Genomic DNA, 22,418 nt, shown 5'->3' on the forward strand with positions numbered 1-22,418 from the left:
CTCTCAGTCGATCGGCAGTTCGGTGCCGCGCGTCTCGGTGACGAACAGGACGGCCACCAGCGTCACCAGGGCGGTGAGGACGAAGTAGCCCGCGGGAGCCAGCGGCTGGCCGGTGGCGCTGATCAGCCAGGTCGCGACGAAGGGCGCGGTGCCGCCCAGGAGCGTGTTGGTGACGTTGTTGCCGAGCGCGATCCCGCTGTAGCGGGTGGAGGCGCCCAGCATCTCGGCGTAGGTGACGAACGAGGCGCCGTTGACGATCGAGACGCACACGAACAGCGCCGTCTGGCCCACGATCGCGGCCCAGGCCGGGCCGGCGGACATCATCATGAACATCGGGAAGCCCAGGAGCGCGGCCCCGACGCTGCCGATGAGGATGACCTTCTTGCGGCCGATGGTGTCGGCCAGGTAGCCCGAGAGCGGCAGAGTGACGGCGCCGACGACCATGGCGACCGAGGTCGAGGCGAAGGCCAGCTGGGCGGAGTGCCCGGCCGTGGTCTGGAGGTAGGTGGCCGCGTACACCGAGACGATGTAGTAGCCGCCGGTGATCACCGCGCCCAGTCCGATGATCTTCAGCACGGACCGCCAGTTGGTGACCAGCAGGGTCCGGATCGGCATGCGCTCGGTCTCGCCCTTGTCCTCCAGCTGCTTGAACTGCGGGGTGTCGTCCAGGTGGCTGCGGATGTAGAGGCCGATGACGCCGATGGGCAGGCTGAGCAGGAACGGCAGGCGCCACGCCCAGTCCAGCATCTGCTGCTCGGTGAAGACCGTGGTGAAGGTGAGCGCCACCAGCGAGGCGAACAGCGAGCCGAAGTAGGTGCCCGAGTTGACCAGGGAGGTCTGGGTGGCCCGCCAGCGGGCCGGGGCGGACTCGGCCACGAAGGCGTTGGCCCCGCCGAGTTCGCCGCCCGCGGCGAAGCCCTGGACGCAGCGGCACAGGACCAGCAGGACGGTCGCCCAGACGCCGAGCGTGTAGTAGTTGGGCAGCACGCCGATGGCCGCGGTGGCCAGGACCATCAGCAGGATGGTCCAGGACAGGGCCCGCTTGCGCCCGTAGCGGTCCCCGATGTGGCCGAAGAGGATCCCGCCGGGCACGCGCATGAAGAACGCGACGGCGAACGCGGCGAACGTGCCCAGCAGGGCCGCCGTCGGGTCCTCCGAGACGAAGAAGAGCATCGCCACGAACGTGGCCATGTAGCCGTAGATGCCGAAGTCGTAGTACTCGACGATGGTGCCGATGACCGCCGCGCGGATGACCTTGATCCGCGACTGGAAGCCCGCCTCCGGCGCCGGTGCGGGCCCGGACGCCGACTGCTGGTGGAGTGACATGCTGCCTCCCTGGGGAGAGGATCGGATCGGTGTGTGCGCCGCCCGATCCCGTGGTCGTGGGGGATGGCGGGGGGCCGGGGCGCGTGCTGTCGACTGCCGGGAGGGCAGTGGGAGCCGTGCGCCGAGGGGGCCGCGTGAAGCGTCCGGTGCGGTGGGGCGGAAGGTGCGGGACGGGTGCGCCTCAGGACACCCGCCCCGAGGCGTGTCCGGTGGCGCCGCCCGTCACCCGACGGGTTGCGTCGGCCGGGCGGTTCCCCTCCGCGCGCCGGCCGCTCCCCGCCCGGCGATGCGGCCCATGGTGAGGGCGTTGGCGACCGCGTTGCCGCCGCCGACGTAGCGGGGACCGAGGACTCCGGCGCCCGCCTCGCCCGCGGCGAAGAGGCCGGGGACCGCGGTCCCGGTGCGGTCGCGTACGGCGGCGGCGGAGTCGATCTCCAGACCGGCGTGCGTGCAGACGATCTCGGCAGGCAGCACGCGGGCCGCGTAGTACGGAGCGGTGTCCAGGGGTTCGGGATCGGCCTGCGCCCCCTTGCCGCGCAGGGTCAGGTGGCGCAGGAAGTCCGGGTCCCGCCCGTTCGGCAGCTGGGAGTTCCAGGTCCGCACCGTGGTGAGCAGCGCGGCCTCGGGCACTCCCATGAGGGCGGCCAGTTCCTCCAGGGTGTCGGCGCGCAGGGTGCGGCCCGCGTCGGCCTCCTCGGTGACGCGTTCGGGTGTCCAGTCCGCGTACCCGGCGGGCAGCGAGGCCCGGGCGCGGTCGTCGAACACGCACCACGCGGAGCCGCCCTGGGCGTCGATGATGCCGGTGGAGACGGCGTAGGAGGCGTCCTCGTCCATGAAGCGGCGCCCGGCCCCGTTGACGTACACGCGCGAGAGCGGCGGGAACCCCGACTGCCAGTGGTGCTGGCGTTGGAAGTAGACGGTGGGCATCCGCAGCCCCCAGCCCGCGCCGGTCACGGAGGCCCCCACCTGTTCGGCGAAGCGCAGGTGGTCGCCCCGGCTGCCGGGCGCGGCCACGACGAACGCGTGCTCGCCCGCCTCCAGGGCGTCCGGGTAGTACTCCTTGAGCAGTTCGGGGTCCTGGGCCAGGCCGCCGGTGGCGACCACGACGGCGTTCGCGCGGACGGTGACGCCGTCGGCGACGACGCCGCGCACCCGGCCGTCCTCGAACAGCAGGTGCCGCACCCGGGTGTTGAGCACGGTCTCGACCCCGAGGCGGCGGCAGGCCGCGGCGAGCACCTGGACCAGCCCGAGCCCCTGGTCGGCGGGGACGTGGGCGCGCCAGACGTCCTCAACCCCGGCCCGGGTCAGGCCGGGCATGTGCGCGTTGGTGGAGGTCCGGGCCGGGAACCCGGCGCCCAGTCCGATGAGCCACTCCAGGGTGGGTCCGGCGTTCTCGCAGAAGGCGCGGACCAGCCCGGGTTCGAGCATCCACTGGTTGAGGTCCATGTAGTGCTGGTAGAAGCGCTCGGCGCTGTCCTCCACGCCCGCGCCGCGCTGGACGCTGGTCGCGGCGGCGGTGAAGAGCCCCGCAGAGAGCTGGGTGGAGCCGCCCAGTTCGGACTCGGACTCGAACAGCAGGACGCGGGCGCCCTCCTCGGCGGCGGTGACGGCCGCGGCGAGCCCGGCTCCTCCCCCGCCGATGACGACGACGTCGGCGGTCTCCTCGTCCTCGTGGTCGTGCTGGCCGACGTGCTCAGACATGGCGGGAACCCCCGTCGACGGCGATGCTGTGCCCGGTCACGTAGCGGCTGCTGTCGGAGAGCAGGAAGAGCAGGACCCCGACGACCTCCTCGGGGGAGCCGACCCGGTGCAGCGGCACGTTGTCCAGGGCTGCGGCCAGGGCCTCGGGGTCGTCCTGGAGCCAGCGCGTCATCTCGGTGTCGATGAAGCCGGGGGCGATGGAGTTGACGCGCAGCCCCTTGTCTCCCAGTTCGACGGCGAGGGACTCGGTCAGGTGGGCGACGGCGGCCTTGGACGCGCAGTAGGCGGCGCGGCCCCGGCGCACGCGCACCGCCGAGACTGAGGACATGTTGACGATGACGCCGCCGGGCCGCATGCGGCGGGCGGCGGCCTGGGCGCCGTGCAGGACCCCCTGGACGTTGACGTCCAGGACGGTGGACATCTGCTCGGCGGTGATCTCGCCGACGGTGGCGTACGGGAAGACCCCGGCGTTGTTGACCCAGTAGTCGAGGGAGCCGAACTCGTCGACGGCGGCGCGGGCGAGGTCGTCGTGCTGCTCGGGCACGACCACGTCGACGCGGCGGGGGGCGACCCGGCCGGGCCTCCCGTGCAGAGCGCCGTCGGCCAGGTCGCGGTTGATCTCGTCGGCGACCCGCTTCATGTCGACGTCGTTGATGTCGGCCGCGACGACGTTGACGCCGCGGGTGGCCAGGGCGGCGGCGAAGCTGCGGCCCATGCCGCGCGCCGCCCCGGTGACGACCGCGGTGCGGCCGGCCATCTCGGGGTGGACGGCCTCCATCACGCGGTGGACGACGCGGGCGGGGCCGGTGCCCTCGTGCTGGGTCATGGTGTGCGGCCTTTCCTTGGGTGGGACGGGACCGGGGTTGCGGGTCCGGGTCTGGTGGGGAGCGGGTGCGGTGGAGCCGGTCGTGGCGCGGCCGGGTCCGGTCGGGCGCGGCCGGGGTTCAGGCGGTGTCGTCGCGCCGGACGTCCCGGCGCGCGATGCGCCAGTCCTGCCCGTCGCGGACCAGCCGGTCGCTGACGGTGGTGAACCTCAGGATTGCGGTGTCGCCCGTCACACGGGTGCCGATGACCTGAAGATAGGCGCTGACCTGCGCTTGTGTGGTGTCCGCGGACTCCACGAAGAGGTTGGTGACCACGTGGCGGCGCACCTCGCCCGCCTCCCGGGCCGCGTGCGCGAAGTCCTCGGCGAAGGCCCGCAGGCGGTCGCGCCCCACGACCGGCGCGGGATAGGTCGGCGAGTGGAACTCGCCGTCGGGGGTGAAGGTCCGGGCCCAGGCGTCGGCGTGGCCGCCGTCGATCAGGTGGGACTGGCGCGCGTAGAGCTGGTGGATGCCGGTGATCAGCGAACCGTCCATGACCTTCCCCCCATGTGTGCGATAATCGCACTAGGTGTGCAATTAATGCTTAACGTATGTGTCACACGTCACCTGCGTCAAGAGGCGGGAGGTGTATCTTCGCGGTGCGAGAGGAGCCAGATGCCCGAGACACCGGCCGACAGGCCCAACACCCGCACGTCCAAGACCCTGCACAACGGGATCGAGGTGTTGGAGCTGCTCAGCCGCAGTCCGCACGGACTGTCGCTCACCGAGATCGCCGAGGGGGTGGGCGTGCACCGCACGGTCGCCCACCGGCTGGTGCGCACTCTGGAGGAGCACCGGCTGTGCAAACGCGGTCCCTTCAAGCGCATCACCCTGGGGCCCGGGCTCGTCGCGCTGGCCGAGTCGGTGGAGGCGGACCTGCGCCAGGTCGCCGGTCCGGTCCTGGCCGAGCTGGCCGAGTCGCAGGGGGCCACCGCGCACCTCGTCGTCCCCGAGGGGGAGGGTGAGGCGCGCGCCCTGATGGTGGTGGAACCGCGCCGGGCCACGGCCCACATCGCCTTCCGGACCGGGCGGGTCGATCCCATCGACAAGGGATCGGCCGGGCTGGCCCTGCTCGCGGCCATGCCGCCCCGGCCCGGGGAGCGCGAGGAGGTCGCCCTGGCCCGCGAGAGGGGCTACGCCGTCTCCCACGCAGAGGTGACCAACGCGGTGACCGGGGTGTCGGCGGCGGTGGTCGGGAGGAGTTCCGATCCGGTGGCCAGCGTCGGCGTCTCACTCCTGGAGCTGGACGACCCCGCCCCCTTCGGCGCCGCCGTGCGGGAGGCGGCCGGTCGGATCGCCGGGATGGTGCACCTGCCCTGAGCCGAGGTCCCGGGCGGGATCGGCCGGACCTTTTCCCCCGGCCGCGACCGGGACGTCCTGTCGCACGCCTGTTTCCCCGGCACCGGGTCCGGCTCACTGGGTTGCTCGTTAACGCTTCAGTGAGCCACCTAATGCACCACCTAATGAGCAGCCTAGTGAGCAACCGTTGCCCCGCCCGGCCACGGGCGGGGCGGCGCCGGATCCCGTGCCGTTTACGTGTTTGCCCCCCGGGTAGCGGCGTTCACGCGTTTCGGCCGCGCGGGAAGGGGTGGTGTCGGTGCCGTCCAGGGACAGGATCGCCGAACCATGGGGGTCGCGCACCCCGTACGGGCCCGGCCAGGAATGGCCGACCAGAGTGGACAGCCACTTGGCCGAGGGGGTGGACCCCGGCCAGGTGGACCGCTGGGTGCGGTCCGCGTCGATCCTGCACTCCAACGGCGACGCGCTCGACATCGCGGTCAAGGACGACCGGATCGTGGGGGTGCGGGGCCGCGAGGGCGACCGGGTCAACCACGGGCGCCTGGGCCCCAAGGACCTCTACGGGTGGCAGGCCAACCACTCACCCGACCGGCTCACCCGGCCCCTGGTGCGCCGGGACGGCGAGCTGGTCGAGACCGACTGGGACACCGCGATGGACCTGGTCGTGCGGCGCAGCAGGGAGCTGCTCGACGAGCGGGGCCCGAGCGCGATCGGCTTCTACACCAGCGGGCAGCTCTTCCTGGAGGAGTACTACACGCTCGCCGCCATCGGGCACGGCGCCATCGGCACCAACCACATGGACGGCAACACCCGGCTGTGCACGGCCACCGCCGCCGCCGCGCTCAAGGAGTCGTTCGGCTGCGACGGACAGCCCGGCTCCTACACCGACATCGACCACGCCGACGTCATCGCCCTCTACGGCCACAACATGGCCGAGACCCAGACGGTGCTGTGGACGCGCGTGCTCGACCGGCTGGCCGGGCCCAACCCGCCCCGGATCCTGTGCGTCGACCCCCGCCCGACCCCGGTGGCACGCGAGGCGACGCTGCACCTGGCCCCGCTGCCGGGGACCAACGTCGCGCTGATGAACGGCATCCTGCACGAGATCATCCGGCGGGACATGGTCGACCACGACTACGTCGAGGCCCACACGGTCGGCTACGACTCCCTGGTCGCGGAGGTGGAGGGGTACCCGCCCGAGCGCGTGGCCGGGATCTGCGGGGTCCCGGCGGAGCGGATCCGCGAGGCCGCCGCGCTCCTGGGCGGCGCCGAGCGGCTGTTGTCGACCGTGCTCCAGGGCTTCTACCAGTCGCACCAGGCGACCGCCGCGTCCGTGCAGGTCAACAACATCCACCTGGTCCGCGGCATGCTCGGCAGGCCGGGCGCGGGCGTCCTCCAGATGAACGGGCAGCCCACCGCGGAGAACACGCGCGAGTGCGGCGCCGACGGCGACCTCACGGGCTTTCGCAACTGGAGCAACGACGAGCACATCAGCGACCTCGCCGCGGTGTGGAACCTCGACCCGATGCGGATCCCGCACTACGCGCCGCCCACGCACGCGATGCAGATCATGCGGTACGCCGAGAAGGGGTCGATCAAGTTCCTGTGGGTCAGCGCCACCAACCCGGCGGTGTCCCTGCCCGAGCTGGCGCGGATCCGCTCGGTGCTCGCTCGGGAGGGGCTGTTCCTGGTGGTGCAGGACATCTTCCTGACCGAGACTGCCGAACTCGCCGACGTGGTGCTGCCCGCCGCGACCTGGGGCGAGAAGACGGGCACGTTCACCAACACCGACCGCACCGTCCACCTGTCCGACAAGGCCGTCGAGCCGCCCGGCGAGGCACGGTCGGACCTGGACATCTTCCTGGACTACGCCCGGCGGATGGACTTCCGCGACAACGACGGTGCGCCGTTCCCCCAGTGGCACGACCCCGAGTCGGCCTTCGAGGCGTGGAAGGAGGCCACCGCCGGGCGGCCGTGCGACTACACCGGCCTCACCTACGGCAGACTGCGCGGCGGCAGCGGCGTGCAGTGGCCCTGCAACGACCAGAACCCGGACGGCACCGAGCGCCTCTACGCCGACGGCCGGTTCTGGGCGGCGCCCGACCAGTGCGAGAGCTACGGCCGCGACCTGGTCACCGGTGCGCCGCTGGAGCCGACCGAGTACAAGGCGATGAACCCCGAGGGCCGGGCGATCATCAAGGCCGCCGAGTACCTGCCGCCGCACGAGGAGCCGAGCGGGGAGTACCCCTTCGCGCTCATCACCGGCCGCACGCTCTACCACTTCCACACGCGCACCAAGACGGGGCGCTCGCCTCAGCTGCAACGGGCGGCCCCCGAGGTCTGGGTGGAGGTCTCGCCCTCCGACGCCCGGGAGGCCGGGATCTGCGAGGGCGATCCCGTCGAGGTGACCTCGCCGCGCGGGGTGGTCCGGGCGCGGGCGCGGATCAGCGGCATCCGCCCCGGGGTGCTGTTCGTCCCGTTCCACTACGGCTACTGGGACAGGCACGCCGACGGCGGCTCCCCCGACCGGGACCGGGCGGCCAATGAGACGACCGTCACCGACTGGGACCCGGTGTCCAAACAGCCCCTGTTCAAGACCGCGGCGGCCCGGCTGCGTCCCCTCGGCCCCGGGGACGGCGCACCGGCGCCCGCGCCGACGACGACCGCGTCCCGGCCGGTCGGCGACGGGGTGCCCGAGACCGTGGGCGGCCCCGACGCCGCCTCCGGGGAACACGTCACCGGAGGTGCGCGATGAGGATCACCGTGGCCCTGCGCGAACTGCACGACGCCGAGAGCGCCCTGGCCGGAGAGCTGCTCAGGATCGCCGAGCGGCACGAGAGGGAGCAGGAGATCCACCACGTGGCCCGGGACCTGGTCCGCTGGTCGCGCGACCACGTGCGGGAGATCGCCGAGGCCGGTGCCCGCTACGGCCTGGACCTCGGGGAGCCGGAACCGGAGAACCCGGACCCGCCCACCGAGGAGGCGGGCGAGCTGCCGGGCGACGACTCCGACCCCGACCTGCTGCTCCTGGCGGACCTGCGTCGGCTGTACCGCATGGCGGCGGGCGTGTCCCTGGACTGGGACCTGCTCGGGCAGGGCGCACAGGTGACCGCGGACGCGGAGCTGCTGGCGCTCACCAAGCGGTGCCATCCGCAGTCGTTGCGGCAGATGAGCTGGGCCGACGCGATGCTCAAGACGGTCTCGCCGCAGATCCTGGCCACCTGAAGGGCGCGCGGGTCCGTTCCGCGTGCGCGTCACGGCCGGGGCGTTCCTCAGCGACCCGTGCGCCGCTCCGCCGCCGTGATCACCGCCCGGCGAGGTCGGCCAGGACCGCGGCGGCGGCCCGCTCCCCGCTGACCAGGGCACCCTGGAGCGAGGGCGTGTCGCGGTGGTCGCCCGCGACGTAGAGCCCCTCCTCCAGGCGGACCGGACGGCGCAGGTCGCCCAGGGGCGGCGGCGCGGCGGGCAGGGCGTCGGGCACGTGCACCGTCTCCAGGTGTTCCCAGTCCCCGTCTCGCGTGCCCAGGATCCCGGCGGCCTCCGCCCGCACCTCGGCCTCCGGGGGCTGGTGGGGGCCCACCGTGGAGGAGGCGATCAGCGCCCGGCCGGGCGGGGCGTAGGACGGTGCGGTGGCCGTCAGCACCATGACGCTGCTCAGCCTGGTCCCGCTGCGACGGGAGCGCCCGTCCACGTGCAGGAGCGGATCGTCGTCGGGTCCGGCGGGACGGGAGTGGTAGTAGGTGGTGGCGGGGTTGAGCACCGGCGCGGGCAGCGAGGGCAGGAGCTTGGGCACCGCTCCCGGGCCGACCGCGACCACGACGGCGCGGGCGTGGACGGTGCCCGCCTCGGTGCGCACCAGTCCCGGCGCCACCTCGTGCGCGGGCGTCCCCAGCAGGAACCGCGCGCTTCCGGCGCGCGCCGCGAGCTGGTCGGAGACGGCCTGGATCCCCGCCTCCGGGACGGCCAGCCGCCCCCGCGCGAAGCTGCGCCAGACCAGGTCGTTGACCCTGCTGGACGTGCCCAGGGACTCATCGAGGAAGACACCGGTCAGGAAGGGGCGCACGAGGGTGTTCACGGCCCGTTTGCCGAGGCCGAGGCGGCGCAGCGCGGTGAGGGTGTCGGTCTCGGGCCGGGCCTTGATCCGGTCGGCCGGTTCCAGGGCGTCCGCCGCCACGGCGCGCAGCAGGCGGAAGAGGTCGGAGGGGCGGACGAGCGATCCGGACAGCAGGGACAGCGACGACAACGCCCCGGAGGGCGACAGGTGCAGCCGCAGCAGCCCCCGGTCGGTGCGCACGGCCATCCCCTTGGGGAAGGACCGCAGGCGCAGGGCGTCCAGGTCCAGGCGGCGGCGCACGGCCGGGTAGGCGGTGTTGAGGATCTGGAAGCCGCGGTCGAGCACGTAGCCGTCCCGCACGTCGCTGCGGACGCGTCCCCCCACGGACTCCCCGGCCTCCACGACGGTCACGTCGAGCCCGGCGGCGGCGAGGTCGGCGGCGGCGACCAGTCCGGCCATGCCCGCACCCACGACCACGGCGTCGCAGCGCTGCGGCAGATCAGTCATGGCGCCAGAGTAGGCCAGCCGCCCGTGCCCGGCCCGGACGCGGACCGGCGAGCCGCGCGGGGCCCTCCCGGTCGCCCGTGGGGTTCCAGAGGGACTGGAACGGTGCCGGGAGGCCGGAGGGGTTCCAGAAGGGCTCAAGGGTTCCGGGGACTCGGATGCCGCAGAGGGGTTTCCTGCGGCTCCGCGCCTGATCAGGGACGCGCATGCACGAAAAGCCTTTTCGGCGACCGGCCCTCACCCCTTACGGACCGCCATCACCGTCCGTAACCACGCAGGGCGCATCGGTCGCTTTTCGCATTCGATCACGCCGGGTAACCCCAAGGCGTCTCGTTGTCCTCGCAGCTCAGGCGGCTCACATGTCCCATGACCACGGCATTCCTCCCCTGACCACCGTCAAGCCCTCCGACAAGCGCTATCCCGCGCTCAACCGGGGGTTCAACCAGCGCTGGATCGCCCGCCCCGACTACGTGCGGATGGTGGCCACGCCCGAGGGTGCCGCCCGTGCCCTGTCCGAGGCGGTCAACCAGACGACGGCGGACACGGACCGCACACGGATCACGGTGCGCTCGGGCGGCCACTGCTACGAGGACTTCGTCTGCGGCGACGACGTCCGCGTGATCCTGGACGTCAGCCCCATGTGCGGGGTCGGCTACGACCCCGAGCTGGAGGCGTACTGCGTGGAGGCGGGCGCCACCAACTGGCACGGCTACAGCCACCTGTACCCGCTCAGCGGCAGGGCCCTGCCGGGCGGATCCTGCTACTCGGTGGGGGTGGGTGGCCACATCACCGGCGGAGGTTACGGTCTGCTCTCCCGCCAGTACGGGCTCACCGTGGACTACCTGTACGCGGTGGAGGTGGCGGTGGTACGCCCCGACCGCTCGGTCGAACTCGTCCTGGCCACCCGGGACGACCCCGACCCCGACCGCCGCGAGCTGCTGTGGGCGCACACCGGGGGCGGCGGCGGGAACTTCGGGATCGTCACCCGGTTCTGGTTCCGCGACCTGCCCGAACCCCCGTCGAACGTGCTGCTCAGCGGCCTCTCGTGGAAGTGGTCCGACTTCACCAAGGACGACTTCGCCGCCCTGGTCACGGCGTACGGCGAGTACTTCCGCGACCACCAGGACCCGGACGAGGCGTCCGGCAGGCTCTTCGCGCTGCTCAAGCTCAACCACGTCAGCAACGGGGAGATCGGCCTCGTCGCCCAGGTCGACGCCGACCACCCCGAGGGCGGGCGGGCCATGGAGGAGTTCCTGGACGCCGTCGACGGCCGGATCGCACCGAAGTCCGGGCAGATGACGACCCCCATGGGGGAGCACCCCGCGGTCCAGGGCATGCAGACCCCCCGGAAGCTGCCCTGGCTGACGGCCACCCAGGTACTCAACGGCTCCGGCGAGAACCAGTGCGGCAAGTACAAGTCGGCCTACCTGCGCAAACCCTTCAGCCCGGCGCAGATCGAGGCCATGTGGGCCTATCTGGGCAAGGAGCACTACACCGACTACGTCAACAAGGAGGCCCTGATCCAGGTCGACTCCTACGGCGGGGCCGTCAACCAGCCGCCGGTGGACACCGCCGTGCCCCAGCGCGACTCCGTGCTCAAGGTGCAGTACCAGGTCTACTGGAAGCGCACCGAGCCGGACGCCGACGTGGAGCGGCACATCGCGTGGATCCGCGACACCTACCGCAAGACGTTCGCGTCCACCGGCGGGGTCCCCGTGATCGGCGACGCAACCGACGGGTGCTACGTCAACTACCCGGACGTCGACCTCGGCGACCCGGCCTGGAACACCTCGAAGGACCGCTGGTCGAAGCTCTACTACAAGGACTCCTACCCCCGGCTCCAGCGGGTGAAGAAGCGGTGGGACCCGCTCAACGTGTTCCGGCACCGGCAGTCGATCGAACTTCCCGCGTCGGCGGGCGATGCCGGTCAGGGCTCCGGATCCTCCTGAGCCGGGGCGCACGGAGAGGGCCCGCCGCGTGTGCGGCGGGCCCCGCCCCCGCGGTGTCACCCCGTGCTCGCCACGGGGTGACACCGGTCGTGGATCAGCCGGTCAGCCGATGTAGGTCGGGTACGCGGGCTCCTCCTCCGGCCGAACCGGGTCGGAGGTCGCGGTGGGGTAGTCGGGGGTCTCGGTGGGGTCCACCGGGCACTCGGCCGAGTCGGGGATCTCAGTGGGGTAGTCGGAGGTAGAGGTGGGGTACTCGGGGTTCTCGGTGGGGTAGCCGGGGACCTCAGTCGGGTAGCCGGGGTCCTCAGAGGGGTACTCGGGAACCTCGGTCGGGTACTCGGAGTTCTCGGTGGGGTAGCCGGGGACCTCGGTCGGGTACTCGGGGACCTCAGTGGGGTACTCGGAGTTCTCGAAGGGGTAGCCGGGGACCTCAGTCGGGTACTCGGGAATCTCGGTGGGGTCCACCGGGCACTCAGCCGAGTCGGGAATCGCGGTGGGGTAGTCGGGGATCTCGGTGGGGTACTCGGGGACCTCAGTGGGGTAGCCGGGGGTAGCGGTCGGGTAGATCGCGTCGTCAGCCCAGGCGGGAGAGCCGCCGAACAGGGCGGCGGCCGCGAAACCGGCGACGATCAGGTAGTTCTTCAGACGCATGGCAGTCCTCGTGTGTGGTCCATGTGCGCGGGATACCGTCCCGCGCGGCGATCCGGAGACGGTCGCCTCAGCCGGAGATCTCGACCGGGGTGCCGATCGGCAGGTTCTCGGCCATCCAGATGATGTCCTCGTCGGAGACCCGGACGCACCCGTGGCTGATCTCGCGGCCCAGGGCGTCCTCGTCGTTGGTGCCGTGCACGGCGAGCTGGCCGGGCCCGCCGGCGAACGTCTCCAACGTCTCGGAGAACCCGCTCAGCCCGAAGGCGTAGACCCCGTAGGGCCCCTCCGGGTCGGGTGGCTGAAGCAGCTCGGTGAAGTAGTAGCGGCCCTCGGGGGTGGGGGTTTCGCCCTCCCCCGTGCCGATCACTCCGGTACGCACCTCCTCGTCCCCGTCGAAGACGGTGAACGCGAAGTCGCCGGTGTCGACCTCCACGCGGTACTCCGTGGAGGTCAGCCACACGTCGTCGCTCCTCACCCAGCCCGTGCTGCCGTTCGGTCGGACCGGCAGCAGGACCTGGAGCCACTCGCCCTCGTTGCGCTCGACGAGGAACGCACGCTCCACCCCGAAGTCGTTCGGACTCGCGAGGGTGTGCAGTACCTCCTCGCCGCCGGGCTCGGCGTGGATGTCGACCCCGTCGCCGACGACCGTCGCGATCTCCACGCCCTCGACGCCGTTGCCCGCGGTGTCGACGGGTTCTTCCTCCGGCTCCGCTCCGCCGTCCGGGGCGGACGAGCAGGCGGTGAGCGCCGTCAGGGCGGCGGCCGTGAGGAACGTCAGGGCCCGGGTGGGGCTTACGGGCATCGTTGGGCGCATGGGATTTCCGTCCGGCTTCGTTCGGGGAGGCGTCCGGCGTGCTCGCGCTCCGGACGACAACGAACACTGGCCGACGAATGTGAAGAACCCGTGTGCCCGTCGTGTGGGGCCTGTGTGGTGACCTGCGGCGGCTCCACCGGCCCGCTCCGGCGCCCTCGCGCGCACGCGTACGATCGAGCCGCACCGAGGCCCGACCGGGCCGGAAGCCGATCGGAGGTCACCGTGTGCGCGCATGTGCTGGTCGCCGAGGACGACGTCAACCAGGCCGACCTGATCCGGCGCTACCTGGAGCACGAGGGGCACTTCGTCCGCGTCGTGCACGACGGGCGCGCGGCGGTCGCGGCGCACCACCGGGACCGCCCCGACCTGGTCGTCCTCGACGTGATGATGCCGGTCATGAGCGGACTCGACGCGTGCCGGGCCCTGCGGGCGGAGTCGGACGTGGCGGTGCTGATGCTCACCGCCCGCTCCACCGAGGAGGACCTGCTCACCGGGCTCGACCTGGGCGCGGACGACTACGTCACCAAGCCCTACAGTCCGCGTGAGCTGATGGCGCGGGTGCGCACGCTGCTGCGCCGCTCGCGCAGGGACCCCGACGACGCGGACCGGGTGCTGCGCGCGGGTCCGGTCGCGGTGGACCCGTCGCGCCACGCGGTGCGGGTGGACGGGGTTCCGGTCACGTGCACGCCCGCCGAGTTCCAGCTGCTCGCCGCGCTCGCCGCCCAGCCGGGCCGGGTCCTGACGCGCGCCCAGCTGTTGGAGCACATCCACGGCATGAGCCGGTTCATCACCGAGCGCACCATCGACGTGCACGTGAAGAACCTGCGCCGGAAGCTGGAGCCGGACCCGCGCAGGCCGGTGCGGCTGGTCACCGTGTACGGCGTGGGCTACAAGCTCGTGGGGAAGGCCGATGGCCGGTCGGCGTAGGGGCGCGCTGCGGCACAGCCTGCTGGCGCGCCTGCTGGCGAGTTCGGTGCTGGTGGCGGTCTGCTCGATCTTCGCGACGGCGTGGCTGGCGGTGCAGAGGACGTCGGAGTCGCTCACCGTGCAGCAGGGGGAGACCCTGGCCGTGGACACCCGCATCCACGACACGCTCGTCGCCTACGCCGCAGCCCACCCCGGGTGGGACGGCGTGGGTGAGACGGTGGGGCGCCTGTCCGAGGAGACGGGGCGGCGGATCGTCCTGACCACCGAGAACCGCGGACTGGTCGCGGACTCGGCCCAGGGGGCCCGGCCGCTTCCGCCGCGGACGACCTCGGTCGTCGATCCGCTGGCGGTGGACGTCACCCTCGCCTCCGACGTGACCGGGCGCATCGACCCCCGCGCGGTGGGGCCGTTCGCGCTGCCGGAGACGGAGCGGATCCGGCTGGCCGAGATCGCGGAGAACACCGCCGTCTGCCTGCGCGACCTGTACGGAATGGCGGTGGAGGTGGAGACCGGGCCCAGCGGACGCCCCGCCGTCACCGTGGCCCAGGCGAACCGGTACGCGTGGCTGGACTGCGGGCTGGAGGCGCTGGAGGAGCCGACCGACGGCGAGCGGGAGGCGCTGGAGGAGCTGAACGGCCTGGTCAGGACCTGCCTGGGCGTGGAGGCTCCCGAGGACGCGGAGGCGGAGTACCGGATGGACGGGGCCCTCGGGGTTCCCGTGGCGCTGCCCTACGGTGCGCCCGAGGATCCCACGGGGTTCGCGACGGACTCCGGGGGCTTCGCGGACGAGGCCCGCGCCCCGCGCGATCCCTCGGCGCCCGGGGAGGAGACGGTCGCTCCCGGGGAGGTGCAGGACGACCCCGGCGGTGGGGAACCCGTGCCCGTGGAACCGTCCGAGGAGGTCCGGGACCCGGCCGGGGGCTCGGGCGCGCCTCCCGTTCAGGACGGACCGACGCCGGTGGAGCAGTCGCCGTGGTCCCCGGAACCCGCGGAGGACCAGCCCCCGGGAACGGTTCCCGAGGAGACGGGCGGCTGGGGGTCCGGAGCGCCTCCCGAGCCGCCGCGCTTCGACGCGCGCACCTCCGCGTGTCTGGACTCCGCCCGTCGCGAGCAGCTGGACCCCTACGTGGCCCCGGCGGCGCTGCTGTTCACCGACGACCCCGAGGCGGAGGCGTCGGGCGTCGTGCCGCTGACCGGCGAGGGCCTGGTTCGGGTGTTCGGCGTGGTGCTGCTGGTACTGGTGCTGACGGTGGTGGTGAGTGTGGCGGTGTCCACGCGGCTCGTCCGCCCGGTGCGCGCGCTCACCGACGCGGTGCGGCGGATGCGGGAGGGGCGGGGGGACTCGCGGGTGGAGGTGCGCGACTCCGGTGAGCTGGGCCAGCTGGCGGACGCGTTCAACGAGATGGCCGAGCACCTGGAGCGGTTGGAGAAGCAGCGCCGGGCGATGGTCAGCGACGTCTCGCACGAACTGCGGACGCCGCTGAGCAACCTGCGCGGCTGGCTGGAGGCGGCCCAGGACGGGGTGGCCGACCTGGACCGGGAGCGGATGGGGATGCTGGTCGGCGAGACGCTGCTGCTCCAGGACATCGTCGACGACCTCCAGGACCTGGCGCTGGCGGACGCGGGCAAGCTGCGGCTGTCCCCGGAGCCCGTGGACGCCGGGGCGCTCGTGGAGCAGGTGGTGGACAGCCAGCGGCTGAGGGCCGCCGGGGCCGGACTGCGGCTGGTGGCGGAGGCCGGGGACGAGGCCGGGGACGTGGTGGTTGTCGCCGACCGGACCCGGCTGGTGCAGGTGGTCGGGAACCTGCTGGGGAACGCGCTGCGGCACACCCCGGCGCCCGGAACGGTGACCGTGCGGGCGCGCCGCTCGGGCGGGGAGGCGGTCGTCGAGGTGGCCGACACCGGTGTGGGCATCCCGGCGGAGGACCTGCCGCACGTGTTCGACCGGTTCTGGCGGGCGGACAAGTCGCGCAACCGGCGTACGGGAGGGAGCGGGCTGGGGCTGGCCATCGTGCGCAACCTGGTGGAGCTGCACGGAGGGTCGGTGGCGGTGGAGAGCGTCGTCGGTGAGGGGACGACGTTCACGGTGCGGCTGCCGTTGGAGGGACCGCGAGGGGTGGAGGAACCGGAATGGCCCGAGGGATCGGAGTGGCTGTCGGAGGACTGAGGGGGTGCGGAGAGCTGAGGGGGTCACGCCGTTAACCGCCGGGGCCGGAAGGCGGAGCCCAGCGCGGCAGCCGGTGACGGTGGACCGTACGTGGAAACGCGTGCGCGGCCGAAGGCGGCCACGCCGCGCCCGGAATGCCCTGCCTCGTCTAGGATTCGGGCAGGCGCGGCACCGGCCCGACCGCGCTTCCCCCTGTCCCGGGCCCGCGGAGGATGCGTGCACCAGCCCCCGAACGTCCGTGTCCCGAACGGCGGGGAGGGCTACGCCCGGTCGTACGACCGCTGGGTGACGACCTGTGCAGTTCTCTTCGGCGTGTTCTGGGGGTCCCAGGCCCTCAACGGCGGAGCGATGATGCTCTTCGATGTATCCGAGGACGTCTCCGGAGTGTTCCGGGAGTGGGGGGAGTTCGCGGCGGTCCTGTCGGTCGCGGCCACGACCGTGGGCCTGGCCGTCCTTCCCCTCTCGCTGTTGCTCCCCCTCCTGTTCAGCCGCATACCGGTGCCGCCGAGGCGGCTTCCTCCGTGGACCACATCCGAACAGGCACGGACCGCGGGGGCGCTGGTGGACGGCGGTGTACTCAGCAACGATCCCTGGACCGATCAGACAGCCCGGGCATGGGCGGACACCCTCATCTTGAACGCGGGGCTCCTGTCCTCCCCGGCCCTGCGGCTGATCCCCGTCGCCTGCGGCGTCCTGATGCTCGCGATGAGTGCCGCCGCTTTCGCGTGGGGAGCCCGGGAAGGCGACCTGAACCAGATGGCGCTCCAGGCCAACAGCTTCGTCTTCTTCGGAGCGATCATGTTTTTGGCCCCCCTCCAGTTCCGACGGTTGGAGAGGGCACGCGGGTTCCGCGCACTCCACGAAACCGCGTACGGAAAGACGAGCCTATGAACGAGCAGCGCCCACCCCTGTTCGTCCGTATCCGTGCCTACGCCCACCGGGACCCGCGCGGTTACGCGATCCGCGCCGGCCTGGCCGGCGGCCTCTTCTTCGGTGCTGTCACGGGGCTCTTCTGGGCCTTCTTCCTCCAGTCCGTCGGGGACAGCGCCGTGTGGGCCCTTCCGTTCGGGGCGGTTTCGGGAGCCCTCTTCGGCGTTTTCATGGCCGTGGTCATCGTCAGATCGCTTCCTTCGACCCCTCTCCCTCCGGGCACCGACCGGGCGGGGATGCGCCAGGCCGCGCGACTGGTCCGCGGCGGAGTCCCCGGTGCCGATCCCCTGGTCAACCAGATCGCCCGCCACCAGGCCGAGGCGGTTCTGCGGCAGCAGTACTGGCCGAAGACCATGTCCGCCATCTTCGGCATGGGTCTGGCAACGAACCTGTGGGCGGTGACGGACAGCACCACAGGCCTCGGGTTCTGGGGCAACGTCGTAGGCATCGTGGTGTTCTCCTTCATGCTGTTCGTGGCGATGCCGCTCACCGCACGCCAACGCAGACGGGCCCGGGCCTTCCTCGCCGCCTTGGAGGAGGACCCGGACCCGCGCCCGGACGCCTGAGCCCTCAGCGGCCGAGCGCCCGGAACCGCCGCACGCACAGCGGGAAGAAGACCACCGTGAGCACCAGCGGCCAGACCACCGCCATGAGCACCGCGTTCTGCGCGATCCAGCTCTCCCCGCCCCACCCCGGGTTGCCGAACAGCTCCCGGGTGGCGGCGACCGTGGACGACAGCGGGTTCCAGTCCGCGACCGCGCCCAGCCACACCGGCATGGACGCCGTCGCCACGAAGGCGTTGGACAGGAAGCCCAGCGGGAACTCCAGCATGTGCACGGCCGTGACGGCGCCCTCGCCCCGCACGGCCAGGCCCACGTAGACGCCCACCCACACCAGCGAGAAGCGCAGCAGCAGGAGCAACCCGATCCCGGCGGCGGCCTCACCGGTGGTGCCGTTCCACTGCCACCCCACCAGCAGACCGCACAGGACCAGTAGGACCAGGGTGATCGCCGACCGGAGCATGTCCGCCGCGCACCGGCCCACCACGACGGCCGAGGGCGCCATGGGCATGGAGCGGAACCGGTCGGTGACCCCGCGCGCGGCGTCCTGGGACACGGCGGTGACCGTCTCGCCCACCCCGAAGACCATCGCCATGGCGAACATGCCGGGCATCAGGAACTCCCGGTAGTCCCCGCCGCCGGGCACGGTCATCGCCCCGCCGAACAGGAACCCGAACATCAGCACCATGACCACGGGGAACAGCAGTCCCGCGACGAGCTGGCCGGGCTGGCGCAGCCAGTGCACGACGTCGCGCCGGGCGATGGTCCACCCGTCCGCCAACGCCCAGCGCAGCCGGTCGGCGGGCGCGGACACCGCGCCCCGGATGACGGTGTCGTTCATCGGCTCTCCCCCACTCGGTCGTCGCTGTCCTCGTGCTCACCGTGGTCCTCGCGGTTGCCGTGCTCCCCGCGGTCACCGCGTTCCCCGCGAACGTCGTGACCGTCACCGCCACCGGCGTCGCGGTCACCTCCGTCACTGACGTCACGACCGCCACCGACGTCACTGACGTCATGGCCGCCACCGACTTCACCGGCTTCACCGACGCCCTCACGGCCACGGCGGTCCCCGTGGCCGTCGCGGTCGCCTCGGTCCTCATGACCGCCGGTCAGGTGCAGGAAGACCTCGTCCAGGGTCGGGCGGCGCAGCGCGACGTCCTCCACCTCGATCCCCTCCTCCTCCAGCGCCCTCACCACCTCGGTGAGGGCCGCGACCCGGTTCCGAACACCGACGCCGATCCGACGCGCGTCGGCCTCGACCTCGGGACACTCTCCGGTCACCCGGCCGATGAGGGCGGCGGCCCGGTCCAGCGCGGCGGCCTCGTGGAGCACCACGTCGAGCCGGTCGCCGCCCAGGCGGGACTTGAGTTCCTCCGGTGTGCCCTCGGCGACGACGCGGCCGGAGTCGACCACCGAGATCCGGTCTGCCAGTTGGTCGGCCTCCTCCAGGTACTGGGTGGTGAGCAGAACCGTGGTGTCGCCCGCCACCAGGGCGCGGACGGCGTTCCACACCTCATTGCGGCCCCGGGGGTCGAGTCCGACGGTGGGCTCGTCCAGGAACAGCACGGGCGGGGACAGGATCATGCTCGCGGCCAGGTCCAGGCGTCGGCGCATGCCGCCGGAGTAGGCGCTGACCGGCTTGCGTCCGGTGTCGGCCAGGCGGAAGCGTTCCAGCAGCTCGTCGGCCCGCGCGGCGGCGCGCCGGGCGCCCAGGTGGTAGAGGCGGCCGAACATCTCCAGGTTCTGCCGTCCGCTGAGCACCTCGTCCACGGCGGCGTTCTGGCCCACCAGTCCGATGCTCCGGCGCACCGCGTCCCCCTGCGAGGCCACGTCGTATCCGGCGACGCGCGCGGTGCCCTCGTCCGCGCGCAGCAGCGTGGCCAGGACGCGTACGGCGGTGGTCTTGCCAGCGCCGTTGGGGCCGAGCAGCCCGCACACGCTGCCCGCGGGCACGTCCAGGTCGAACCCGCGCAGCGCCCAGCTCTTCCCGTAGCGCTTGCCCAGACCGCGCGCGGTGATCGCGCCTCCGGTCGTGTTCACAGCGTTCCCCTCTCCACGCTTGTCGTACGCCGTACAGTACGGCCTACGATCCGAGGAACACAAGGGGATCGGAGATAATTCCGTACGGCGTACAGAATCTTTTCCCGGGCCGGACACGCGGTGTCGGCTCCGCCGTGTGCGCGGGTTCAGGTGGTGGGCGGCTGGTCGATCCAGAGCAGTCGGCGGACCTCGGCCGGGTCGAAGCGGAGGTGGCCGCCGGGGGTGCGCACCACGGGGATGCGCCCCTGTGCGACCCACCGGTTCACGGTCCTGGGGTTGACCCTGAACATGTCGCCCACCTCGGTCACGGTGAGCAGGTAAACGGGCAGGTCGGCATGGGATGCGTGGGGCTTGCGGGGTGTGTGGGGTGTCTTGGGCACGGTTGTCCTTCGTCGGGGGCGGAGGCGGGGCGGGAAGCAGGAGGTGAAGGGTGGAGGGCCGCGCGCCGGGAGGCTCGGGGCCGCCCGGCGCGCGACCGGTTCAGGGAGTGGGTGTGCGCTGCCGGGGGATGGGCGGCGGCTTCTCCAGCGGCGGTGTCTCCAGAGGTGACCTCCACAGAGCCGGGTGGAGGCGGCGGTGTTCCCAGGGGGTGCGGCACACGCGGACCTGTGTGCCCCGCTGGGCTCCGTAGACCTCCTCGTGCTGCCAGGTCGAGCCCAGGTAGCGGACCCTTACCCCGTGGGCGCGCGCCCAGGCGTGCAGGGCCTCCCTGTTCTCGACCTCGCGCACCTCGAACACGGTCCTGGCTTCGCGGCGCGGCTCGGGTACGGCGGTCATGGCTCACGGTCCTGGCGTTGGCCGGACTCGCGCAGTTCGTGCGCGGCCTGGACAGCCAGGCGGGCGAGCTTCTCCAGGGCGGCGATTCGCGCGGCGCGGCCGTGCGTGCTCCAGCCCGGGGAGAGGTCGACGTGGCAGGCGGCCATGGCCAGGGAGGCGAGGGAGCCGGACCCGTTGGCCTCGCGGCACAAGCGGACGTCGTCGCACGTCAGGTCCGTGACGGTGACGGCGGTGGTCGCGGACATCATCGCTTCGCCTCCCGGAGTACCTGGTGCGCGGCGCGCACGATCGGGAGGGCGCCCGTGGCGACGCTGACCCATGCCGTGGGCAGGACAACGAGGAACGGGCGGACGCGGTTGCTGCGGTTGCGGCTGCGGCGCGACCGGAAGGCGAGGGAGTTCACGCCCTCACCCCCTCGAAGGTTCGGGCGGCCTGGATGGCTTGGGTTGTCTGGGCGGTGTGGGCGGTGTGCCACTGGCGGACCACGGCGGCGAGGTCGGTGAGGTCGTCGGAAGGACGCGGGCGTGGGAGCGGCACGGCTGGGGCGATGACGTGCAGGAGGTCGCCACCGAGGTGGTCGGGGGCGGGTCGCTTGTCTGCTCGCGTCTGCTCCCATGCCCGGTAGTAGGGCGGGATGAGGTCGCGCTCCACAGGGGGTTCGACAGGCTCCGGAGGAGGGGGCGGCGGGTCCTGCCACTCCCAGCGGCGGCGCACGGGTGGGCGGCGGCGCGGGGCTTGGATTCGAGCGGGAGGTGGCGCGGACCGCGTGTGGCGGCCCTGGGCGGACGGGGCTACCGCCCGCCACAGCATCACGAAGAACTGGATCAGGTATCGCACGAGGCGACTCCTCTCGGCTGCCGGGTGGGAAGCCCGGCAAGGACTGAGTAACCTCATGATGCAACTAGGATTCCAAGTTTTCAAGGTTGGGATTCCTAGTTGTACGCTTACGCCCGATATCCAGTTACAGGATTCCTAAAATGTCCCTCTCTGACCGACGACGATCTACGATCAGGGGCATCATGGCCACCAGGTACTCGCCAACCATCCGACGACGTCGCCTGTCCGCTGAGCTGCGACGCATCCGCCAAGCCGCGCGCATGACCAGTGAGGAAGTCGCGAAGGCCGCCGAGCTGTCCAAGTCGACGTACTCCAACATCGAGTCCGGCCTCAAGCAGCGCCCGAAGCTCCCGGAAATCCGCGCCATTCTGAACGCCTGCGGGCTGTCACCCGGCCGCGAGTACGAGGAGATCCTCGACCTGTGCCGCCAGTCCCTCGAACGCGGCTGGTGGAACCGGTACCGAGACGTCCTGGCCGCGAGATATGTGGGCTTCGAGACCGAGGCCAACGCGATCTCCACGTGGGAACCTGTGGTCCTGCCCGGCCTGCTCCAGGTGCCGGGATACATGGAGGTCATCGCCCAGGCCGCGCTGTTGCGGCCGGAGGACATCCACCGCATCGTCGATGCGCGGATGACCCGACAGCGCATCCTGGACGACGAGGACGCACCGGAACTGTGGGCCATCTTTGACGAGACCGCACTTCTGAGGCTGGAGCAGCACCCGATGGTGCGCCAGGAGCAGGTCCGGCACCTGCTGGACATGGCCGAGCGCCCGAATCTGACCCTCCAGATGACACGCGCGTCCCAGCTCAACGCGGGGAGCGGAGGCCCCTTCGTCATCCTGGAGTTTCCCGAATCGGTCGACCCCACGGTGGTCTATTTGGAAACGGACACCGATGGAATCTACTTGGAGGAGCCCGACGAGGTCGCCCGCTACAGAAACCTGATGAACCACCTGCGTCTGGCCGCTCTCCGTCCCGGCGAGACGATCGACCACCTTCGACAGATGATCGAGTAGAAG

At 72.1% G+C, this 22,418-nt stretch carries 23 protein-coding genes; 9 read left to right on the top strand and 14 right to left on the bottom strand.

From position 1 onward, the window contains the following. Nucleotides 1-3: 3 nt before the first annotated feature. The 4 genes from G011_RS0113720 to G011_RS0113735 form a co-directional block, all read right to left on the bottom strand. On the bottom strand, nucleotides 4-1,326 hold the full coding sequence (locus tag G011_RS0113720; protein WP_019608972.1) for an MFS transporter: 1,323 nt from the start codon (nucleotides 1,324-1,326) through the stop codon (nucleotides 4-6). Nucleotides 1,327-1,548: 222 nt separating this feature from the next. Beyond that, nucleotides 1,549-3,027, bottom strand: a complete 1,479-nt coding sequence (locus tag G011_RS0113725; RefSeq protein ID WP_019608973.1) for an FAD-dependent oxidoreductase — start codon at nucleotides 3,025-3,027, stop codon at nucleotides 1,549-1,551. Beyond that, the gene (locus G011_RS0113730; RefSeq protein WP_019608974.1) at nucleotides 3,020-3,853 is read right to left on the bottom strand and encodes an SDR family NAD(P)-dependent oxidoreductase; all 834 of its coding nucleotides are present in this window, start codon (nucleotides 3,851-3,853) and stop codon (nucleotides 3,020-3,022) included. The genes G011_RS0113725 and G011_RS0113730 overlap by 8 nt, the downstream gene beginning before the upstream one ends. Before the next feature lie 118 nt (nucleotides 3,854-3,971). Then, nucleotides 3,972-4,385 carry a nuclear transport factor 2 family protein gene (locus G011_RS0113735; protein WP_019608975.1) on the bottom strand — a complete coding sequence of 138 codons (414 nt, stop codon included), beginning with the start codon at nucleotides 4,383-4,385 and terminating at the stop codon, nucleotides 3,972-3,974. A 120-nt stretch (nucleotides 4,386-4,505) separates the two neighbouring features. Between G011_RS0113735 and G011_RS0113740 the strand changes: the two genes are divergently transcribed. From G011_RS0113740 to G011_RS0113750, 3 genes are all read left to right on the top strand, one after another. Continuing rightward, the gene (locus G011_RS0113740; RefSeq protein ID WP_019608976.1) at nucleotides 4,506-5,210 is read left to right on the top strand and encodes an IclR family transcriptional regulator; all 705 of its coding nucleotides are present in this window, start codon (nucleotides 4,506-4,508) and stop codon (nucleotides 5,208-5,210) included. Nucleotides 5,211-5,565: 355 nt separating this feature from the next. Beyond that, nucleotides 5,566-7,944, top strand: a complete 2,379-nt coding sequence (locus G011_RS0113745) for a molybdopterin oxidoreductase family protein (RefSeq protein ID WP_019608977.1) — start codon at nucleotides 5,566-5,568, stop codon at nucleotides 7,942-7,944. Further along, nucleotides 7,941-8,414: a hypothetical protein gene (locus tag G011_RS0113750; protein ID WP_019608978.1), complete on the top strand. Its 474-nt coding sequence runs from the start codon at nucleotides 7,941-7,943 to the stop codon at nucleotides 8,412-8,414. The genes G011_RS0113745 and G011_RS0113750 overlap by 4 nt, the downstream gene beginning before the upstream one ends. A gap of 79 nt (nucleotides 8,415-8,493) precedes the next feature. Here G011_RS0113750 and G011_RS0113755 read toward each other — a convergent pair whose 3' ends face one another. Beyond that, nucleotides 8,494-9,750: an FAD-dependent oxidoreductase gene (locus tag G011_RS0113755; RefSeq protein ID WP_051104363.1), complete on the bottom strand. Its 1,257-nt coding sequence runs from the start codon at nucleotides 9,748-9,750 to the stop codon at nucleotides 8,494-8,496. Nucleotides 9,751-10,106: 356 nt separating this feature from the next. On the opposite strand from G011_RS0113755, the gene G011_RS0113760 reads away from it, so the two are divergent. Then, nucleotides 10,107-11,696, top strand: a complete 1,590-nt coding sequence (locus G011_RS0113760; RefSeq protein ID WP_019608980.1) for an FAD-binding oxidoreductase — start codon at nucleotides 10,107-10,109, stop codon at nucleotides 11,694-11,696. Nucleotides 11,697-11,798: 102 nt separating this feature from the next. Here G011_RS0113760 and G011_RS32875 read toward each other — a convergent pair whose 3' ends face one another. Together G011_RS32875 and G011_RS0113770 are read right to left on the bottom strand one after the other, a co-directional pair. Beyond that, complete coding sequence (locus tag G011_RS32875; RefSeq protein ID WP_019608981.1) at nucleotides 11,799-12,347, bottom strand: hypothetical protein; 549 nt, start codon at nucleotides 12,345-12,347, stop codon at nucleotides 11,799-11,801. 67 nt (nucleotides 12,348-12,414) lie between these two features. Next, nucleotides 12,415-13,149 carry a L,D-transpeptidase gene (locus tag G011_RS0113770; RefSeq protein WP_019608982.1) on the bottom strand — a complete coding sequence of 245 codons (735 nt, stop codon included), beginning with the start codon at nucleotides 13,147-13,149 and terminating at the stop codon, nucleotides 12,415-12,417. Between the two features lie 234 nt (nucleotides 13,150-13,383). On the opposite strand from G011_RS0113770, the gene G011_RS0113775 reads away from it, so the two are divergent. The 4 genes from G011_RS0113775 to G011_RS0113790 all read left to right on the top strand — a co-directional run bounded on the left by G011_RS0113775 (nucleotide 13,384) and on the right by G011_RS0113790 (nucleotide 17,751). Further along, a complete protein-coding gene (locus G011_RS0113775; RefSeq protein ID WP_026338286.1) occupies nucleotides 13,384-14,088 on the top strand; it encodes a response regulator transcription factor in 705 nt (234 codons plus the stop codon). Then, nucleotides 14,072-16,255, top strand: coding sequence for an ATP-binding protein (locus tag G011_RS0113780; RefSeq protein ID WP_019608984.1), 2,184 nt, complete (start codon nucleotides 14,072-14,074; stop codon nucleotides 16,253-16,255). The genes G011_RS0113775 and G011_RS0113780 overlap by 17 nt, the downstream gene beginning before the upstream one ends. Nucleotides 16,256-16,471: 216 nt before the next feature. Next, the gene (locus G011_RS0113785) at nucleotides 16,472-17,146 is read left to right on the top strand and encodes a hypothetical protein (protein ID WP_019608985.1); all 675 of its coding nucleotides are present in this window, start codon (nucleotides 16,472-16,474) and stop codon (nucleotides 17,144-17,146) included. Further along, entirely contained in the window at nucleotides 17,143-17,751 is a 609-nt protein-coding gene (locus tag G011_RS0113790) for a sensor domain-containing protein (RefSeq protein WP_019608986.1), read from the top strand. The genes G011_RS0113785 and G011_RS0113790 overlap by 4 nt, the downstream gene beginning before the upstream one ends. 4 nt (nucleotides 17,752-17,755) lie before the next feature. Here G011_RS0113790 and G011_RS0113795 read toward each other — a convergent pair whose 3' ends face one another. From G011_RS0113795 to G011_RS32475, 7 genes are all read right to left on the bottom strand, one after another. Further along, nucleotides 17,756-18,586 (bottom strand): ABC transporter permease, encoded by an 831-nt coding sequence (locus G011_RS0113795; protein WP_019608987.1) that lies wholly within the window; start codon nucleotides 18,584-18,586, stop codon nucleotides 17,756-17,758. Continuing rightward, nucleotides 18,583-19,782 carry a daunorubicin resistance protein DrrA family ABC transporter ATP-binding protein gene (locus G011_RS0113800; RefSeq protein WP_019608988.1) on the bottom strand — a complete coding sequence of 400 codons (1,200 nt, stop codon included), beginning with the start codon at nucleotides 19,780-19,782 and terminating at the stop codon, nucleotides 18,583-18,585. Before G011_RS0113800 ends, G011_RS0113795 begins: the two co-directional genes overlap by 4 nt. A 146-nt stretch (nucleotides 19,783-19,928) precedes the next feature. After that, nucleotides 19,929-20,162 carry a BldC family transcriptional regulator gene (locus G011_RS0113805; protein ID WP_019608989.1) on the bottom strand — a complete coding sequence of 78 codons (234 nt, stop codon included), beginning with the start codon at nucleotides 20,160-20,162 and terminating at the stop codon, nucleotides 19,929-19,931. 100 nt (nucleotides 20,163-20,262) lie between these two features. Beyond that, nucleotides 20,263-20,559, bottom strand: a complete 297-nt coding sequence (locus tag G011_RS0113810; RefSeq protein ID WP_019608990.1) for a hypothetical protein — start codon at nucleotides 20,557-20,559, stop codon at nucleotides 20,263-20,265. Further along, on the bottom strand, nucleotides 20,556-20,804 hold the full coding sequence (locus tag G011_RS0113815; RefSeq protein ID WP_231391463.1) for a hypothetical protein: 249 nt from the start codon (nucleotides 20,802-20,804) through the stop codon (nucleotides 20,556-20,558). The genes G011_RS0113810 and G011_RS0113815 overlap by 4 nt, the downstream gene beginning before the upstream one ends. Beyond that, on the bottom strand, nucleotides 20,804-20,962 hold the full coding sequence (locus G011_RS32095) for a hypothetical protein (protein ID WP_019608992.1): 159 nt from the start codon (nucleotides 20,960-20,962) through the stop codon (nucleotides 20,804-20,806). Before G011_RS32095 ends, G011_RS0113815 begins: the two co-directional genes overlap by 1 nt. Further along, a complete protein-coding gene (locus tag G011_RS32475) occupies nucleotides 20,959-21,396 on the bottom strand; it encodes a hypothetical protein (RefSeq protein ID WP_231391465.1) in 438 nt (145 codons plus the stop codon). Before G011_RS32475 ends, G011_RS32095 begins: the two co-directional genes overlap by 4 nt. A 182-nt stretch (nucleotides 21,397-21,578) precedes the next feature. On the opposite strand from G011_RS32475, the gene G011_RS0113830 reads away from it, so the two are divergent. Then, nucleotides 21,579-22,415: a helix-turn-helix transcriptional regulator gene (locus G011_RS0113830; RefSeq protein ID WP_026338288.1), complete on the top strand. Its 837-nt coding sequence runs from the start codon at nucleotides 21,579-21,581 to the stop codon at nucleotides 22,413-22,415. Nucleotides 22,416-22,418 lie beyond the last annotated feature (3 nt).

It is taken from the genome of Nocardiopsis sp. CNS-639 (genome assembly GCF_000381685.1).
Taxonomy (GTDB): domain Bacteria; phylum Actinomycetota; class Actinomycetes; order Streptosporangiales; family Streptosporangiaceae; genus Nocardiopsis; species Nocardiopsis dassonvillei.

Excerpts from the sequence above, each read along its gene's own strand:
- G011_RS0113720 (WP_019608972.1), bottom strand. The coding sequence starts at position 1,326 with ATGTCACTCCACCAGCAGTCGGCGTCCGGGCCCGCACCGGCGCCGGAG.
- G011_RS0113725 (WP_019608973.1), bottom strand. The coding sequence starts at position 3,027 with ATGTCTGAGCACGTCGGCCAGCACGACCACGAGGACGAGGAGACCGCC.
- G011_RS0113730 (WP_019608974.1), bottom strand. The coding sequence starts at position 3,853 with ATGACCCAGCACGAGGGCACCGGCCCCGCCCGCGTCGTCCACCGCGTG.
- G011_RS0113735 (WP_019608975.1), bottom strand. The coding sequence starts at position 4,385 with ATGGACGGTTCGCTGATCACCGGCATCCACCAGCTCTACGCGCGCCAG.
- G011_RS0113740 (WP_019608976.1), top strand. The coding sequence starts at position 4,506 with ATGCCCGAGACACCGGCCGACAGGCCCAACACCCGCACGTCCAAGACC.
- G011_RS0113750 (WP_019608978.1), top strand. The coding sequence starts at position 7,941 with ATGAGGATCACCGTGGCCCTGCGCGAACTGCACGACGCCGAGAGCGCC.
- G011_RS0113755 (WP_051104363.1), bottom strand. The coding sequence starts at position 9,750 with ATGACTGATCTGCCGCAGCGCTGCGACGCCGTGGTCGTGGGTGCGGGC.
- G011_RS0113760 (WP_019608980.1), top strand. The coding sequence starts at position 10,107 with ATGTCCCATGACCACGGCATTCCTCCCCTGACCACCGTCAAGCCCTCC.
- G011_RS32875 (WP_019608981.1), bottom strand. The coding sequence starts at position 12,347 with ATGCGTCTGAAGAACTACCTGATCGTCGCCGGTTTCGCGGCCGCCGCC.
- G011_RS0113770 (WP_019608982.1), bottom strand. The coding sequence starts at position 13,149 with ATGCCCGTAAGCCCCACCCGGGCCCTGACGTTCCTCACGGCCGCCGCC.
- G011_RS0113780 (WP_019608984.1), top strand. The coding sequence starts at position 14,072 with ATGGCCGGTCGGCGTAGGGGCGCGCTGCGGCACAGCCTGCTGGCGCGC.
- G011_RS0113790 (WP_019608986.1), top strand. The coding sequence starts at position 17,143 with ATGAACGAGCAGCGCCCACCCCTGTTCGTCCGTATCCGTGCCTACGCC.
- G011_RS0113795 (WP_019608987.1), bottom strand. The coding sequence starts at position 18,586 with ATGAACGACACCGTCATCCGGGGCGCGGTGTCCGCGCCCGCCGACCGG.
- G011_RS0113810 (WP_019608990.1), bottom strand. The coding sequence starts at position 20,559 with ATGACCGCCGTACCCGAGCCGCGCCGCGAAGCCAGGACCGTGTTCGAG.
- G011_RS0113815 (WP_231391463.1), bottom strand. The coding sequence starts at position 20,804 with ATGTCCGCGACCACCGCCGTCACCGTCACGGACCTGACGTGCGACGAC.
- G011_RS0113830 (WP_026338288.1), top strand. The coding sequence starts at position 21,579 with ATGGCCACCAGGTACTCGCCAACCATCCGACGACGTCGCCTGTCCGCT.